Annotated in this window: 11 protein-coding genes; 5 read left to right on the top strand and 6 right to left on the bottom strand. The window is 60.6% G+C overall.

What is annotated here, in order from left to right:
* Positions 1-117: 117 nt before the first annotated feature.
* On the bottom strand, positions 118-3,969 hold the full coding sequence (locus ATI14_RS02745; RefSeq protein ID WP_016973838.1) for a sensor domain-containing protein: 3,852 nt from the start codon (positions 3,967-3,969) through the stop codon (positions 118-120).
* A 285-nt stretch (positions 3,970-4,254) separates the two neighbouring features.
* Between ATI14_RS02745 and ettA the strand changes: the two genes are divergently transcribed.
* Complete coding sequence (gene ettA, locus ATI14_RS02740; protein ID WP_016973837.1) at positions 4,255-5,919, top strand: energy-dependent translational throttle protein EttA; 1,665 nt, start codon at positions 4,255-4,257, stop codon at positions 5,917-5,919.
* Between the two features lie 345 nt (positions 5,920-6,264).
* On the top strand, positions 6,265-7,602 hold the full coding sequence (gene gdhA / locus ATI14_RS02735; RefSeq protein WP_016973836.1) for an NADP-specific glutamate dehydrogenase: 1,338 nt from the start codon (positions 6,265-6,267) through the stop codon (positions 7,600-7,602).
* Here the strand turns inward: gdhA and ATI14_RS02730 are convergent.
* The 4 genes from ATI14_RS02730 to ATI14_RS02715 form a co-directional block, all read right to left on the bottom strand.
* Positions 7,599-8,087 (bottom strand): GreA/GreB family elongation factor, encoded by a 489-nt coding sequence (locus ATI14_RS02730; protein ID WP_016973835.1) that lies wholly within the window; start codon positions 8,085-8,087, stop codon positions 7,599-7,601. The genes gdhA and ATI14_RS02730 overlap by 4 nt on opposite strands.
* 96 nt (positions 8,088-8,183) lie before the next feature.
* Positions 8,184-8,540: a hypothetical protein gene (locus tag ATI14_RS02725; RefSeq protein ID WP_016973834.1), complete on the bottom strand. Its 357-nt coding sequence runs from the start codon at positions 8,538-8,540 to the stop codon at positions 8,184-8,186.
* Positions 8,541-8,771: 231 nt separating this feature from the next.
* A complete protein-coding gene (locus ATI14_RS02720) occupies positions 8,772-10,625 on the bottom strand; it encodes an Lnb N-terminal periplasmic domain-containing protein (protein WP_016973833.1) in 1,854 nt (617 codons plus the stop codon).
* Positions 10,626-10,716: 91 nt separating this feature from the next.
* Complete coding sequence (locus tag ATI14_RS02715) at positions 10,717-11,205, bottom strand: DUF3015 domain-containing protein (RefSeq protein ID WP_016973832.1); 489 nt, start codon at positions 11,203-11,205, stop codon at positions 10,717-10,719.
* 268 nt (positions 11,206-11,473) lie between these two features.
* On the opposite strand from ATI14_RS02715, the gene ATI14_RS02710 reads away from it, so the two are divergent.
* Together ATI14_RS02710 and ATI14_RS02705 are read left to right on the top strand one after the other, a co-directional pair.
* Positions 11,474-13,912 carry a Lon protease family protein gene (locus ATI14_RS02710; RefSeq protein WP_016973831.1) on the top strand — a complete coding sequence of 813 codons (2,439 nt, stop codon included), beginning with the start codon at positions 11,474-11,476 and terminating at the stop codon, positions 13,910-13,912.
* 280 nt (positions 13,913-14,192) lie between these two features.
* Positions 14,193-14,510 (top strand): PA4575 family protein, encoded by a 318-nt coding sequence (locus tag ATI14_RS02705; RefSeq protein WP_016973830.1) that lies wholly within the window; start codon positions 14,193-14,195, stop codon positions 14,508-14,510.
* 146 nt (positions 14,511-14,656) lie between these two features.
* Here ATI14_RS02705 and ATI14_RS02700 read toward each other — a convergent pair whose 3' ends face one another.
* Positions 14,657-16,480 carry a hypothetical protein gene (locus ATI14_RS02700; RefSeq protein WP_080520284.1) on the bottom strand — a complete coding sequence of 608 codons (1,824 nt, stop codon included), beginning with the start codon at positions 16,478-16,480 and terminating at the stop codon, positions 14,657-14,659.
* 163 nt (positions 16,481-16,643) lie between these two features.
* Between ATI14_RS02700 and ATI14_RS02695 the strand changes: the two genes are divergently transcribed.
* Positions 16,644-17,132: a TIGR00645 family protein gene (locus ATI14_RS02695; protein WP_016973829.1), complete on the top strand. Its 489-nt coding sequence runs from the start codon at positions 16,644-16,646 to the stop codon at positions 17,130-17,132.
* Positions 17,133-17,140: the final 8 nt, after the last annotated feature.

Genomic DNA, 17,140 nt, shown 5'->3' with positions numbered 1-17,140 from the left:
CGGTGCCTGTACTGGCGCCATCGCAGGCAAGCCAGCTCCCACATTTTGATCTGTGAACCCATTCAACTGTGGGAGCGGGCTTGCCCGCGAAGGGGCCGGCAGCGCCACCACAAAACTTCAGTCGAACATGAACAGCGCATCATTGCTGAACTGCGCCTCGAACCGGTTCGCCGGCATCGGCCTGCCGAACAGGTAGCCCTGCACCTCATCACAGCCATGCTCCCTGAGGAAATCCAGCTGTTCATGGGTTTCCACGCCCTCGGCGATCACCGCCAGGTTCAAACTGTGAGCCATGGCGATAATCGCCCGGGCGATCTGGGCGTCTTGCTCGCCGGACGGCAGGCCGTCGACGAAGGTGCGGTCGATCTTCAACACGTCGATGGGGAACTGCTTGAGGTAGTTCAGCGACGAATAGCCCGTGCCGAAGTCGTCCACTGCAATGCTCAGACCGAGGTTTTTCAGGCTGGCGAGGATCTGCATGGCCTCGTTGACTTCACGCATCAGGATACTTTCGGTCAATTCCAGCTCCAGGCACGCCGGCGGCAGGCCGGTGTCCTTGAGGATGGTGGCGATGCGCTCGCCCAGTTGGCCGTCGGAGAACTGCCGAGCCGAGATGTTCACCGAGACTTTCGGCACGCGCACCTTGTTGTGGTGCCAGGTTTTGAGCTGGCGACAGGCTTCGGCCAGCACCCAGTCGCCCACGTCCACCACCAGGCCTAGCTCTTCGAGCACCGGAATGAAATCACCCGGCGGCACCAGCCCGCGACGGGGATGACGCCAGCGCAGCAGGGCCTCGGCGCCGGTCAGGCGTTTGCCGTCGCCACTGAATTGCGGCTGGTAATAGAGCACGAATTCGTTCTGGTCGAGGGCATGGCGCAGGTCGCTTTCCAGCTCCAGGCGCTCCAGGGCGCTGGCGTTCATGTCGGCCTGGTAGAACTGGAAGTTGTTCTTGCCGCGCTCCTTGGCGTGGTACATCGCGGTGTCGGCGTTTTTCATCAACTGGCTCAGCTCGTTGCCGTCCTGCGGGCTCAAGGCGATGCCGATACTGGCGGTCACAAAGAACTCGCGGCCTTCCAGCACAAACGGCTTCACCAGGCTGGCCAGAATCTGCTCGGCCACGTGAATCGCACGGTTGAGCGCCATGTCGCGGCTGACCCGCGGTTGCAACAGTAAAGTGAATTCGTCGCCGCCCATGCGTGCCACGGTGTCGTCTTCGGCCACGCAACCCAGCAGGCGCGTTGCCATTTCCTTGAGCATGCGGTCGCCGGCGGCGTGGCCCAGGGAATCGTTGATCGGCTTGAAACGGTCGAGGTCGAGGAACATCAGCACCACCCACGACTTCTGCCGCTCGGCCGACTGCAACGCGGTGTGCAGGCGGTCCTGGAACAGCGTGCGGTTGGGCAGGTGGGTCAGGGCGTCGTAATAAGCCAGGCGGTGGATGCGCTGCTCGCTGGCCTTGCGCTCGCTGATATCGCTGAAGAAACACACGTAGCTGGCCAGGTCGCCTTCGTCGTCGAACACGGCGGTAATGCCGACCCAGGCCGGGTAATGCTCGCCGTTCAGGCGTTTGAGCCACACTTCGCCTTCCCAGGTGCTGTGCTGGTGCAGTTGCTTGAGCACGTAACGCAGGTGGGCTTCCTGTTGCTCATCCACGGTAAGCATGTTCGGCAACTGGTCGAGCACGTCGCTGACGGCGTAGCCGCTGACCCGGCTGAACGCCTCGTTGGCCTGCACGATATAACCGGCCGGGTCGGTGATCAGAATCGCCGAGGTGGAATGCTCGAATACCGTGGCCGCCATGCGCAGGTCTTTCTCGGCGCGGCGCTGCTGGCTGATGTCGCGGCCCACGCCGAGGATGCCCTCGAACGCACCGTGCTCATCCCACACCAGCACCACGCGCAGTTCGATCGGCACCTTGCGGCCGTCGGCGCGCAGGCAATCGAACAGAAACAGCTGGGTTTGCACTTCATCGCGCAAGGCGTTCAGCGCTGCAGGGTCGCCGAGCGCGCGGCTGACTTGCTCCACCAGGCTGTAGATGCCGGTCAGTTGCTGCGGGTTGGCAATGATCGACTGCCAGCCGTTCTTGAACACCCAGTCCACGTCATACCCGAGCACGGCGTTGACCGACGGGCTGATGTAGTTGAGCGCCAGTTGGCTGTCGGTGGAGCAGATCACGTCGCTGATGCTTTCGGCCAGCATGCGGTAACGCTGCTCGCTGTCGCGCAGGGATTCGCTGGCTTCGATCTGGTCGGTGACGTCCTTGGCCACGCCGATGATCCGCGTGACCACCGCCGACTTATCCCGCGCCAGCGCCTGCTCGCGGATATCAAAACGCCGCCATTGGTTATTGCGATGGCGAAAGCGTAACTGGCACTGCAATTGGTTGGCATAGCCCACCTGACGCTGTTGCTGGCGCAGGTCGTGGTAAAACTCGGCGTCTTCGGGGTGCAGCAGGATTTCCCAGAAGTACTCGCCCATTTGCTGCAGCTCGGCCCTGTTGTAACCCAGGGTGTGACCCAAATGGTGATTGCTGAAAATCATGCGCTGGCTGATCACGTCCTGCACGTACAGGTGATCGGGCACGGTGCGCACCACGTCCGACCAGAAACTCTCGCGTTCCACCAGTGACAGCTCGATCAGCTTGCGGCTGGTGATGTCGCTGATGCTCAGGATCACGGCCTTGCAGTCGTCCTGCTGTTCCGGCAGGCGCATCACCAGCCACAGGTATTGCTCGTTGCCGTTGACATCATTGAGCTGGATCTCCAGCTCCAGCTGTTTCTGCCCGGTCAGCACGGCTTCCAGCACTTGGTAACCGATGGCCGTGGCGTTGCGCGGGCAGTCGTCGATCAGGCGTTCCCAGGCTTCTTCGCAGGAACTGACGTTCAACAGGCGCACGGCCACCTGGTTGACCTCGGTGACGCGCAATTCCTTGAGCAATTGCTGGCGCTCTTCGGCGTTGTCCTTCAGCCAGTCGTGCAGTTGCTCGCGGGTGTGCAGCCGTGTTTTGACGAAGAACGCCTTCAGACCCGACAGGTCCAGCACGCACAGGGCCACGCCGGTGCCTTCGAAAATATCCTGATAGCGCCGCCGGCCCTCATTCACCTGACGCTGGCGGCGGCGCATGTTCAGCAGCACGATCACCGGGATCAGTGAAAACGCCAGGCCCAGCAGGCATTTGCCGATAAACGCCGGCAGCAGTTGCTCCAGCACGGCGCTGCGGTCAAAGAGGCCGCGCAATTGCCAATCGCTTTTGCTCAGGGGCGTGACCAGCACGCTTTTATTCAGCTCGTCCGGGGTCAGGGCCGAGGCCCATTGCGCCGGCATGCCGGTGTCGCGGCTGACCACGCGGTGGTTCAGGCGGTTTTCGATGGCCCACATCGGGCGGGCGCCCTGGCCATCCTGCCGGGTGAGGTTGGCCAGGTAATTCGGCGCCAGGCGCAGCGCCCAGTACATTCTCGAGCCTCCGCTGGGCTGGTGCAGCAACAGGTAGATGAGGGTGCCGTCGGGGCTGTTGCTCAGGTAATAAGGCTGCGAGTGGCTGCGTTGTACCAGCTCTTCGAGCCAGGCGGCGTCGTGGCTGTCTTGGGCACTGTCACTGATCATGGCACCGCTGGGGGCGAGCAGGGCGACGCTGCGCAACTCCGGCAGCGAGCGCTGCAGGGTGCGCATGAGGGCTTGTTGCTGCTCGTCGTTGCGCGGCGGCTCGACCATCGGCAGCAGGTTCAGGGCAATTTTCGCGCTCAGGGCCATGTTCAGGCTGATCTGTTCAGCCAGGTCGGCGCTGTAATTGATGGTGTATTGCTGCTGGTTCTTCTGGTTTTGTTGCAGCTGGTCGAGCAGTTGCCAGAACAATAAGGCGAGCAACATCAGGACAAGCGTCGCCAATGCGCCTTTGAGGGTGCCGTGCAGGGGCGCTCCCGGCGCAATATGAGCGGCGCGCAGGGGAGTGGGCGGCGTGACTTTGGACAAGCTGTGATCCTGCGGTTTGGCTGGACTGGCGCGCGACGTGCACTATAAGCCGGACGCCCGGAGGGCGGCTAGCATGCCTTGAGTTGTGGCAAAGTGCCAGCCCCGCTTGGCTGGACTGGCCAGGCGCATTCAGGTAGCTTTGCCGGTTACGCGAGGGCGTTCCAGCCCCAGACATTCAGGCTTTTTCCGCACGCCGGCATTGACGATAGTCAAAGGCCCGCGCCGCGCATGGCCTGGCACGGGCTTCGCCCGCTTAATTCATCAGTCACTGACGCTAGGTTCACCATGGCTCAATACGTCTTCACCATGCATCGGCTGGGAAAAGTTGTTCCGCCGAAGCGGGAAATCCTGAAAAACATTTCGCTGTCCTTCTTCCCCGGCGCCAAGATCGGCGTACTCGGCCTCAACGGTTCGGGTAAGTCCACACTGCTGAAAATCATGGCCGGCGTCGACACCGAATTCGAAGGCGAAGCCCGCCCGATGCCGGAACTGAACATCGGTTACCTGCCGCAAGAGCCGATCCTGGACCCGACCAAGACCGTACGTGAAGTGGTCGAAGAGGCCGTCAGCGTGATCAAGGACGCCCAGGCGCGCCTGGACGAGGTCTACGCCGCCTACGCCGAACCGGATGCCGACTTCGACAAGCTGGCCGCCGAACAGGCCAAGCTCGAAGCCATCCTGCAGGCCGGCGACGGTCACAACCTGGAGCGCCAGCTGGAAGTCGCCGCCGACGCGCTGCGCCTGCCGGCGTGGGACGCCAAGGTTGAACACCTGTCCGGTGGCGAGAAGCGCCGTGTGGCCCTGTGCCGCCTGCTGCTGTCGGCTCCCGACATGCTGCTGCTCGACGAACCGACCAACCACCTGGACGCCGATTCCGTCGCGTGGCTGGAACATTTCCTTCACGATTTCCCGGGCACCGTGGTAGCGATCACGCACGACCGGTACTTCCTGGACAACGTTGCGGGCTGGATTCTGGAACTCGACCGTGGCGCCGGTATCCCTTACGAGGGCAACTACTCCGGCTGGCTGGAAGCCAAGTCCGACCGTCTGGCCGCCGAATCCAAGCAGCAATCGGCCCACGAAAAAGCCATGAAGGAAGAACTGGAGTGGGTGCGCAAAGGCGCCAAGGCCCGCCAGTCCAAATCCAAGGCGCGTCTGCAACGCTTCGAAGAAATGCAGTCGCAGGAATTCCAGAAGCGTTCGGAAACCAACGAAATCTACATCCCGGCCGGTCCGCGCCTGGGTGACAAGGTCATCGAATTCAAGAACGTCACCAAAGGCTACGGCGACCGCGTGCTGATCGACAACCTGTCGTTCTCCATGCCAAAAGGCGCAATCGTCGGCGTTATCGGTGGTAACGGCGCGGGTAAATCCACGCTGTTCCGCATGTTGATGGGCAAGGAAACCCCGGATTCGGGCAGCATCGAAATCGGTGAAACCGTGCAACTGGCCTGCGTAGACCAGAGCCGCGAAGACCTCGACGGCAGCAAGACGGTGTTCCAGCAGATTTCCGACGGCTCCGACCAGATCCGCATCGGCAACTATGAAATTCCGTCGCGTACCTATGTCGGCCGTTTCAACTTCAAGGGCGGCGACCAGCAGAAGTTCGTCAAGGACCTGTCCGGTGGTGAGCGTGGCCGCTTGCACCTGGCCCTGACCCTGAAGGAAGGCGGCAACGTGTTGCTGCTCGACGAACCGTCCAACGACCTCGACGTTGAAACCCTGCGTTCCCTGGAAGAAGCCCTGCTGGACTTCCCGGGCGCCGCCATTGTGATCTCTCACGACCGGTGGTTCCTTGACCGCGTCGCGACCCACATCCTGGCGTACGAAGACGACTCCCAGGCGGTGTTCTTCGAAGGCAACTACACCGAGTACGAAGCCGACCGCAAGAAGCGTTTGGGCGAAGCGGCTGCCCAGCCGCATCGCGTGCGACACAAAAAACTGGCCTGATTCGGGCAGGTTTGAAAAAAGCGGAGCCTTCGGGCTCCGTTTTTTTTGCATTTTTTCAGGTGGACCGAGGTGGGTCATCGCAGGCAAGCCAGCTCCCACTTTTGGCCGCGTTCCGCCAGTAGAAATCGATCAAATGTGGGAGCTGGCTTGCCTGCGATGGCTTTTTAACGACGGGTGCATGTTGAAAGCTGAAATCCCATTCTTGGTGCAAAAGATGTGATTTATTTATATCGAATGCACCATTTAAATTCACAAAGGCGACATTTTGCACTTTTCAGGTGCAACCTGAATTGCTAAGGTCCGGCTCAATCTCCCTTAAAAACAATCAATTTGCCGAGACTTCCCATGATCGAATCTGTCGAATCTTTCCTTTCCCGCCTCAAGAAACGCGACCCGAACCAGCCGGAATTCCATCAGGCCGTCGAAGAAGTCCTGCGCAGCCTGTGGCCCTTTCTTGAAGCCAACCCGCACTACTTGAAGTCGGGCATTCTGGAGCGCATCTGCGAGCCGGAACGCGCGATTACCTTCCGGGTATCGTGGGTGGATGATCACGGCAAGGTTCAGGTCAACCGCGGGTTTCGCATCCAGATGAACAGCGCCATTGGCCCCTACAAGGGTGGCCTGCGTTTTCATCCCTCGGTAAACCTGGGTGTGCTGAAATTCCTCGCCTTCGAGCAGACCTTCAAAAACTCCCTTACCTCGTTGCCCATGGGCGGCGGCAAAGGCGGCTCGGACTTCGACCCCAAGGGCAAGAGCGACGCCGAGGTGATGCGTTTCTGCCAGGCCTTCATGAGCGAGCTGTACCGCTACATCGGCGCCGATGTGGACGTGCCGGCCGGCGATATCGGCGTGGGCGCCCGTGAAATCGGCTTCCTGTTCGGCCAGTACAAACGCCTGAGCAACCAGTTCACCTCCGTGCTGACCGGCAAGGGCATGACCTACGGCGGCAGCCTGATCCGTCCCGAGGCCACCGGTTTCGGCTGTGTGTACTTCGCCGAGGAAATGCTCAAGCGCAACAGCCAGCGGGTTGAAGGCAAGCGGGTGGCCGTCTCCGGTTCCGGCAATGTGGCGCAATACGCGGCGCGCAAGGTCATGGATCTGGGGGGCAAGGTTATTTCCCTGTCCGACTCCGAAGGCACGTTGTACGCCGAAAGCGGTTTGACCGAAGAGCAGTGGTTGGCCCTGCTGGAGCTGAAAAACGTGCAGCGCGGGCGCATCAGCGAGCTGGCCGAGCGCTTTGGACTGGAATTCCGCAAAGGCCAAACCCCTTGGGAGCTGGTTTGCGATATCGCACTGCCCTGCGCCACCCAGAACGAACTCAACGCCGACGCCGCGCGCACGTTGTTGCGCAATGGCTGCATCTGCGTGGCTGAAGGCGCCAACATGCCGACCACCCTTGAGGCGGTGGATATCTTCATCGAGGCCGGCATTCTGTTCGCGCCGGGCAAGGCGTCCAATGCCGGCGGTGTGGCCGTGAGTGGCCTGGAAATGTCGCAGAACGCCATGCGCCTGCTGTGGACAGCCGGGGAAGTGGACAGCAAGTTGCACAACATCATGCAGTCGATCCACCACGCTTGCGTGCATTACGGCGAAGAAAATGGCCGGGTCAATTACGTGAAAGGCGCGAACATCGCGGGCTTCGTGAAAGTCGCCGACGCGATGCTGGCTCAGGGCATCGTCTAAACCCCGGGTTCCACGCGCAGCACTTCGATCAATTGATCACCGACGGGGCGTTTCCACAGCACCTCGTCGCCCACCCGAGCGCCCAATAATGCGCGACCCAGCGGCGAGCCCCAGTTGATCAGGTTCGCGCTGGCGTCGGCCTGATCTTCGCCAACCAGTTGGATGCGCTGCTGCTCGTCCTGCTCGTTGGCGAAGGTCACCCAGCTGCCGATCTGCACCTTGTCGGTAGAGGTCGCGGGCGCCACCACCTGAGCGCTTTGCACCCGCTGGTTGAAATAACGCAAATCGCGCTCAAGATCGGCTTGGCGCTGTTTGTCGTCCTTGGCGGCTTCCTGGCTGTATTCGTGCTGCAACTGCGCAACCCTGGCTTGTAATTGTGCCAAGCCCTGCGCAGTCACTCGGTTCGGCTGTTCACTGATCTGACGCTCCACCGGCTGGTCGGCCTGGGCGGCGGCGTTGTCTTCATTCACAAAAGCACGGCTCATGACATTCTCCCTCTATGGAGTTTGGGCCATGTTCACCGCGCGATCGTTCCCATGCTCTGCGTGGGAATGCAGCCCTGGACGCTTCAGGAAAGCGACCTATTGCGAGCGATACGCCCTGGCCGCGTCACGATCCTTCTCCTGCTGCCAGGCGCGCTCGCGGTCATCCCAGTGGTTGTCCTTGTAGTCGCGCAACTCTTCGTTCTCGCGCATGGCCTTGCACTGGCGAAAGCCGTCTTCCCAGCCTTCGGCGTATTCGCGGTCTTTCAGATAGCGGGGTACGTTTTTTCGAAACTCCCCACTGATCACACCTGCGGCCTGGCGGCCACTGCTGCAACCGTCATCAAAGCCATCGGCGAAGGCGGGTGGGTAGCCCTTGGCGATCAAGTCCTGATGGGTGGACTGGCAACCTGACAACCACACTACAGCGCACAGCATTACCGCAGACCGCCACATGGCGTACTCCCTGGCCGTTTTACGGCTGATGGGGGAAAGTCTAGTCAGCGAATTGTTGGGGAGGTGTGAAAGGGAGGTGAGAAAGGTGTTGAGCATGCAGGCCGTGCGATGTTTCAGGCTAAGCACAAAACCAAGTGTGGGAGCTGGCTTGCCTGCGATGGCGGTGTATCAGTAATAGCCAGGCTGACTGACACACTGCCATCGCGGGCAAGCCCGCTCCCACATTTCAGGTCAGTAGTGATACCACTTCACTTCGAGCAGCACTTCATTCACGGGCGTCGACAAATGGCTGTACTCGCGCTGGGCGCTCAGGCGTAGCCCGAGGTTGCGTGACAGTTCCCATTGCTGATTCAGGCTGATGCTGCGTCGCACTTCGCCATTGGTGAAGAAATCACCCTTGGCTTCCAGGCTCAAATTGCCCAACGGGTTTTTCCACAGCACGCCGGTGTTGAAGCCGGCGGCGGGGGAGATGGCTTCGCTGAAGTCGTTGTTGTGCTCCACGCGCACGGTGCCGAGGGCGAAGCCGAGCATGTCGTCGGTCAGTTGCCAGGTGCCGCCGGCGCCGCCGTTGACGTGGGCGACGAGGGTTTCGTCGTCGTGTTTGCCCGGCACACGTTCCAGGCCGCCGGTCACTTGCCAGGACCACGGCTGCAACAGCGCGTTACGCGGCGTCAGGGAGCGGATGGTGGCCAGGTCCAGTTGCTGCAGTTGCCAGTGGTTGCCTTCGTACTGGCGCAGTTTCATTTGCAGGATTTCGATTTGCGCGCCCAGCGGGAAGCCTTCGGCGTTGTCGTTGAGGTCGTGGTAGGCCATGCGCAGGCCGTATTCGCCGAACGTCTTGCTGCCGCGGGTGCCGATGCCGGCTTGCCAGGTGCGTGATTCGTGGCCGTTCTCGGGCAGGCCGGGTTGTTCAACCTTGAGGTCGGGCGCGGGGTTCTGGTTGATCGCGCGCAGCAGCTCGAAACTGCGTTGCGAGCGTTCGGTGTCACGCTCCAGGCCATTGGCGCGGTAGCGGCCCAGGCGATAGGCGGCGTCGATGATCAGTGCCTGACGATCACGGGGCAGGGCTTTGAAGGCCGGCTCCTGCAATTGTTTCTGGTCATCGCTGATTTTCAGTACCCACTGTTGCTCATCGCCATCCAGTGGCTTGGCGCGTTCCAGCAGTTCGCGCTCTCGAGACGGGCGATAGTCGATTTTTTCCACCAAGCCCGCTTCCTTTACCGCCTTGACGGTGTCGGTGGGGATGGCTGTGAGCGGGAATTGCTCGGTCAGGCGCAGGCTCGGGCGCGCCACTTGCAGCAACTCGAGCAGGCGGTAGGAGCAGTTTTCGTCAAAGAAGAAGTAGTCGAACTGGATCTGCTTGAGCTCCCACACATGCTCGACCATGCGTTTGGTTTCGACTTCGGTGAGGTTCAGGCGGTATTCCCACAGGTCGCGGTTCTCGAGGCTGCGGTATTCGGAGAGTTTTTCCTGATAGGGCACCAGGGCGAACAGGCCGGGGTAACCGCCCATCAGGCCTTTCCAGGCGTAGAGAATGCTGTTGTCGGAGCCTTCGATATAGGCGCCGAAGTTGATCGCGTAGCTGAGCAGGGCGGTCTTGTCGCGCTGCACGTCAGCCTGGTCGATACGCAGCAGGGTGTGGCCGAACATCGACGACGGGCTGTTGAGGTAGGCGGCCGGGAAGATCATCACCGCGCTGTGGGGCGCGACGTCCTTGAACCATTGGGTGAATTCCTTGCACTCAAGGGCGGGCAGGTCAGTCAGGTTCAGTTGAGCCTTGAGCCAGCGCGTACGTGCCGGGTAAACGCATTGGGCGTGCTTTTCGCCCAGGCTGGCCGGGGCATACAGCGCCTCTACGGTAGCCTTCAGTTCCTGGTCGGGGTGGTGCGCGCCGTCGGGCGCGAGGAAGAATTTCTTGTCGCTGACGTAACTGCGCCAGCCACCGATTTTGCCGGCTTCGTAATGGCCCAGAGACAGCCAGAACGGATCGTTGGCCAATTGCTGCAAACGTTGATCATCAATGTGCGGCGCCGCGTACAGCGGGGCGCAGGCGAAGAGTGCCAGCCAGGCAAAGCGTTTGAGCATAGGGGCAACTTAAGTCGGAAAAAGTGAGACCCAAAGGGGGGCGGGTCCAAAAAATAAGGCCCGCGCCTCGAGAGACGCGGGCGGGTCGAGCTTAAGCCTGGGTAGCGTATTTCGCCAGGCGGGCATCGCTTTTCAGTACAGCCAGGGTGTTGTTGTGCACGTCGTCAGCGGTCACGTCAGCCTTGCTGAAGATTTGCTGGAAGTGCTCGTGGGTCACGGCCGCGAAGTGCTCGCGATCTTCCGGTGCAACGCCCAATACCACCGCGTAGGTGGTCAGCGCTTCGCCGTTGCCTTTGGCCATGTCTTCGGACAGCTCGTTCATCATGCCATTCATGGCAATCCAGGACTTGCCGCCGTAGGTCAGGGCGCTGTTGGTGCTGCAACCGTTGGTACCCGAGGTCATGCCGAACGTGGCGTTACCCGAGGTGCCGTTGGTGGTGGAAGCCAGGAAGTGAGCCGGAGTGCCGCGCTGGCCTTCAAACAACATGTTGCCCCAACCGCAGTTCGGGCCACCTGGTGCTTCTGCCATTGCATTGAGGGAGACGACGGTGAAGAGAGTACCAAGAAGGATCCGTTTCATAGCTTTGTTCTCTTTGTGTGCAAACCAATGGACAAGGGTTCAGGCGCGTTGCAGCGCCCTAGGGGCCAGTTATTTAGTCCAACCCGCGCAGTTTGGAGTTTAGGCAGGTTCTTGGGGTTCCGTTATTTTTTATAAAACAATGGGACTTATCGCGATTTATTTGTAAGACGCATCCCGTGTCTATGCTTTCCCACAGGCTCGCCTTGCCAGAGCGCGCAAGCGAGAGCCAGAATGCCGTCATCTGCCCCGCCTGATGTAAGGAAGCCCGATGCCTGATCCTGTTGCTGCCAGCTTGCGTCTAGCGCCCGAAGCGCTGACTCGCCCTTTCTCCGCTGAACAGTTCAGCTTCTCGACCACCAATGATTTGGAGCCCTTTCGCGGTGTGCTTGGCCAGGAACGCGCAGTTGAAGCGTTGCAGTTCGGTGTGGCCATGCCACGCCCCGGTTACAACGTATTTGTCATGGGCGAGCCCGGTACCGGCCGCTTTTCGTTCGTCAAACGCTACCTGAAAGCCGAAGGCAAACGCCTGCAGACCCCGGCGGACTGGGTCTACGTCAACAATTTTGATGAGCCGCGCGAACCCCGTGCCCTGGAATTGCCGGGCGGTGCTGCAGCGGCGTTCATTGCCGATATCAACGGGCTGGTCGACAACCTGGTCGCCACCTTCCCGGCGGTGTTCGAACACCCCACTTATCAACAACGCAAAAGTGCCATCGACCGCGCCTTCAACCAGCGTTACGACAAGGCCCTGGACGTGATCGAGCGTCTGGCCCTGGAAAAAGACGTGGCGCTGTACCGCGACAGCTCCAACATCGCCTTCACCCCGATGCTCGACGGCAAGGCGCTGGACGAAGCCGAGTTTTCGCAGTTGCCTGAAGCCGACCGTGAGCGTTTCCACACGGATATTTCCGAGCTGGAAGAACGCCTCAACGAAGAACTGGCGAGCCTGCCGCAGTGGAAGCGTGAATCCAACAACCAACTGCGCCAATTCAACGAAGAAACCATCACCCTGGCCCTTCAGCCTTTGCTGGCGCCGCTGTCGGAAAAGTACGCCGAGAACGCCGGTGTTTGCGGTTATCTGCAAGCCATGCAGGTGTATTTGCTGAAAACCGTGGTCGAGCAATTGGTGGATGACGCCAAGACCGACGCCCAGGCGCGCAAGCTGCTCGAAGAACAATACTGCCCGAGCCTGGTGGTGGGCCACCCGGTCAACGGCGGCGCGCCGGTGGTGTTTGAACCGCACCCGACCTACGACAACCTGTTCGGCCGCATCGAATACAGCACCGATCAGGGTGCGCTCTACACCACCTATCGCCAACTGCGCCCGGGTGCCTTGCACCGTGCCAATGGCGGTTTCCTGATCCTTGAAGCGGAAAAAATGCTCGGCGAGCCGTTTGTGTGGGATGCGCTCAAGCGTTCCCTGCAATCGCGCAAGCTGAAGATGGAGTCGCCCCTGGGCGAACTGGGCCGTCTGGCGACCGTGACCCTCACCCCGCAGATGATTCCGCTGCAGGTCAAGGTCATCATCATCGGCTCGCGCCAGCTCTACTACGCCTTGCAGGACGCCGATCCGGATTTCCAGGAGATGTTCCGCGTGCTGGTGGATTTCGACGAAGACATCCCCATGGTCGACGAGAGCCTGGAGCAGTTCGCCCAGTTGCTCAAAACCCGCACCTCCGAAGAAGGCATGGCGCCGCTGACCTCCGACGCGGTGGCGCGGTTGGCCACTTACAGCGCACGGCTGGCGGAGCATCAGGGACGTTTGTCGGCGCGTATCGGCGATTTGTTCCAGCTGGTCAGCGAGGCGGATTTTATTCGCCACCTGGCCGGCGACGAAATGACCGACGCCGGGCACATCGAGCGCGCGCTCAAGGCCAAGGCCACGCGTACCGGGCGGGTGTCGGCGCGGATTCTCGACGACATGCTCGCCGGGGTCATCCTGATCGACACCGCCGGTGCGGCGGTGGGCAAGTGCAACGGGCTGACGGTGCTGGAAGTCGGTGATTCGGCGTTCGGCGTGCCGGCGCGGATTTCCGCCACGGTGTACCCGGGCGGCAGCGGCATCGTGGACATCGAGCGCGAGGTTAACCTCGGCCAGCCGATTCACTCCAAGGGTGTGATGATCCTCACCGGTTACCTGGGCAGCCGCTATGCCCAGGAATTCCCGCTGGCGATTTCGGCGAGCATCGCGCTGGAGCAGTCCTACGGTTACGTGGACGGCGACAGTGCGTCGCTCGGCGAGGCGTGCACCTTGATTTCGGCCCTGTCGAAAACGCCGCTCAAGCAGTGCTTTGCCATCACCGGTTCGATCAACCAGTTTGGTGAAGTGCAGGCGGTGGGCGGGGTCAACGAGAAAATCGAAGGCTTCTTCCGCCTCTGTGAAGCGCGCGGGTTGACCGGCGAGCAGGGCGCGATCATTCCCCAGGCCAACGTCGCCACGCTGATGCTCGACGAAAAGGTGCTGCAAGCTGTGCGCGCCGGGCAGTTCCACATCTACGCCGTGCGCCAGGCCGACGAGGCGCTGAGCCTGTTGGTGGGCGAAGACGCCGGTGAACCGGATGCAGAAGGGCAATTCCCGGAAGGTACCGTGAATGCTCGCGTGGTGGAGCGCTTGCGTGCGATTGCCGAGATGATCAGCGAGGAAGATTTGAAGGAGGCCGAGAAGGAGTTGGCACAGCAGGCGTTGGCGGAAGCCAAACCAAGCTGATTATGTGGGAGCTGGCTTGCCTGCGATGACGACTTATAGCCGACATCTCTGCTGACAGGCCCACCGCTATCGCAGGCAAGCCAGCTCCCACACTAAATCAGTGTGTATCGCCAAAAAAATGACTCCCATCTGATGGACCAACGCCCGTTGGTCCCTACGACCTTGGTTTGTCGTGGTTTTCTTCTATTCTTCAGTTCAAGGGATATCCACAGGAGTCGCTGGATAGAAACAGCCTCGCCTCGCGGCGAAGTTGAACACCGATCTACCGAGGGTCGCCGCCATGCCGCGCAACCTTTGCCTTACCCGCCAATGCCTGGGCCTGGTCACCCGTATCGAATGCTCCATTCGCCCTCTCGCGGGGGATAACGGGCTGTGGACCTTGCTGTTTGCCGCCGGAATGACCGGCGAGCAACCGTCCACCATCAAGTCACAGGGCCCGTTTCATGGGCCTTTCGCGGCAGAAACCATTCTGGGTTCCATCGTCGACAGCCTGACGTTGCACGGCTATGAGCTGGCGGATGACCCGCAGATCTGGTGCCTGCACCTGCAGGCCCATTTGCGAGAGCTCAATGGCGGGCGAGAACGCCTGGCCCTGTGAGGATGAGATCGTTCCCACGCTCTGCGTGGGAATGCATCCCGTAACGCTCCGCGTCACATGCGCAAGGCTTGAAGCTTGCGGTGACAGCCGGACGCGGAGCGTCCAGGGCGGCATTCCCACGCGGAGCGTGGGAACGATCTGTTGGCTTACTTGCTCTCGGGCTTGTCCAGCTTGACCTCGAAACCGTATTGCACGGTGTCCAGGTCGGTGCGCTGGTAGCTTTCCAGAGCAGTCGGCTGGCCGTAGAAATAGTGGACGTCAAACAGCGCCGTGCCGTATTCCTCGGCGCGGTGGCTGACCCCGAGGATTTCCTTGAGGTAGTTGCCGCTCGCATCCTTGGCATAAAAGCGCCAGCTGTCGGACGGGAATGCCTTCTGGTCGACGATCAGCGCGTTGTCCTTGAGCGACAGGCCTTTGGGCAGTTTCGCCACGTCAACCGTGGCTTTATTGATGGTGGCCAGAAACAGCGGCACCGAACCCACCACAAACGCCGGGGTTTCCGGGAACAGGTTGAGGTCGTAAGTCAGCGTGCCGCTGCCGGCATTCATTTCAAACGCTTCGCTGGGCAGTTCGATCGGCTCGCCGCGCTCGCCCTTGTCGTCGGCCGTAAAGAAGGTGATCGGGGCGTCGCTGTTGTTGCGCTCGGCGCCGACCAGGTCGTCGTTGAAGGTGAAAGGGTGGTCAAACACAATCTTCGCGGCGCTGGCGTCTTCGGTCGACTGGCTGATGGTCACGCTTTTTTTCAGCTGGTCTTCGGTCATCGACGCGTCCTTGAGCCAATTGACGGCGCTGTCGTCGTAGACCGTGACCGGCATCGGCAGGGGTTGCACGGTGTTTTGCAGGCTGTTCTTGTCGAAACGCATCACCGGCAAGTCGAGGTCCTTGCGCGTCAGCGTGGCCTTGGAAAAGTCCAGCACGTTGACCTGCAGGTTGTCGATCAAACCGTTGAAATACACTTTGGCGTAATGGCTGCTTTGCTTGTGCTCGAAGGCTTTTTGCTCGTCGGTAAGCTGCTTCTCGAACGCGTCCGACCAGGCTTTCTGCTTCTGCATTTCGGCCAGCTGTTTCTCGTAAAACGCCACCTGCGCGGCATTTTCGTTGATCGAGCCTGAGCGGGTCAGAAATTGCCCGGTGGTGTCGCGAGCCTGCACCAGCAGCGGGTTCGGCGACTCATCGCCGACCTCCGGCGCCAGCGGCTCGCTGTTGGTCAGCTCGATCTCGGCGTAGTTCTTTTCCAGCAACAGCAGGTTGAGGGTGATATTGCCCTCGGTGCGTTTGTGGCCGACGTCTTTTTTGCTCAGGTCGAAGGTCAGCACCTTGCCCGGCGCGACCACTTCCACCGCGCCTTTGAGGCTGACCGGCTGCGGCTGGCTCTTGTTCTCGGTTTCGATGCCGTCGATGAACGGGTAGGTGATGGTCAGGTCATCGGGGTTGGTCAGGTTCGAGCTGCTGGGGCTTAGCTGGATGCCGGGGTCGGTTTCCGACCACTCCGGCTGAAACGGGATGACTTTATTGTTGCTCAAGGTCACCGATTGCCATTCCAGTGCGTGGGGGAACGGGAACTGGGCGGGGGTGTTGAAGCTGAACGGGAACACCGGCTGCAAGTCGGTGAGGTAGTCGGAGTGCGAGGCTTTGCGCAGCACGAACAGGCCATTGATGTAAGTGTCGACCAGCGCCTGGGGCGTGGGGTAGTGCTTGAGCAACGCCAGGGTGTCTTCGCCGTACTCGGCTTCGATGGGCTTGTCGGCGAGCTTGACGCGTGCGCGTTCGAGCAACAGCAGCGAGCCGCCGAGGTCGGCGATGGCGTCGCGCAGTTTGGGATCCTGGATGCTGTCCAGCGACTGCTCGAACTTGGCGGTTTTCTCTTCGAGGGTGGCCTGCTTCTGCTCTTCTTTCGGGGAGCAGCCGCCGGTCAACAGCAACACCGCACCCAGGCCGATAGTGGCCAAATGGGATCGCACATCCATCATCTGAGTTTTTCCTGTTCGACGTCATCGAGCCGATTTGATGGGCTCGACACTAGCAGAAAAATTCTCTTACAGATGCCGTCCAGGTCAGTTTTCTCGTGGTGACAGGTGTTCTGGCTCGGCTGGTATACTCGCGGCCATTTTTAGCAAAGCTGTGTGAGATTCGATGGAACGTTTTATTGAAAATACTATGTACGCCTCACGCTGGCTGCTGGCGCCTATCTACCTTGGGTTATCCCTGGGCCTGCTGATCCTGGCGCTGAAGTTCTTCCAGGAAATCATCCACGTGCTACCCAACGTGTTTTCCATGCTGGAAGCCGACGTCATCCTGTTGCTGCTGTCGCTGATCGACATGGCCCTGGTCGGCGGCCTGCTGGTGATGGTGATGATTTCCGGCTACGAGAACTTCGTCTCGCAGTTGGACATCGATGAGAACAAGGAAAAGCTCAACTGGCTGGGCACCATGGACTCGTCCTCGCTGAAGATGAAGGTGGCCGCCTCCATCGTCGCGATTTCGTCCATCCACCTGCTGCGCATCTTCATGGACGCCAAGAACGTCGATCCGCAGCATTTGATGTGGTACGTGATCATTCACATGACCTTCGTAATCTCGGCGTTCGCCATGGGTTACCTGGACAAGGTCACCAAGCACTGACGCCCTGC

The sequence above is a fragment of the Pseudomonas tolaasii NCPPB 2192 genome (assembly GCF_002813445.1).
Classification (GTDB): domain Bacteria; phylum Pseudomonadota; class Gammaproteobacteria; order Pseudomonadales; family Pseudomonadaceae; genus Aquipseudomonas; species Aquipseudomonas tolaasii.
The sequence above is the reverse complement of the archived record's forward strand: the minus strand, read 5'-3'. Positions and strand labels throughout refer to the sequence as shown.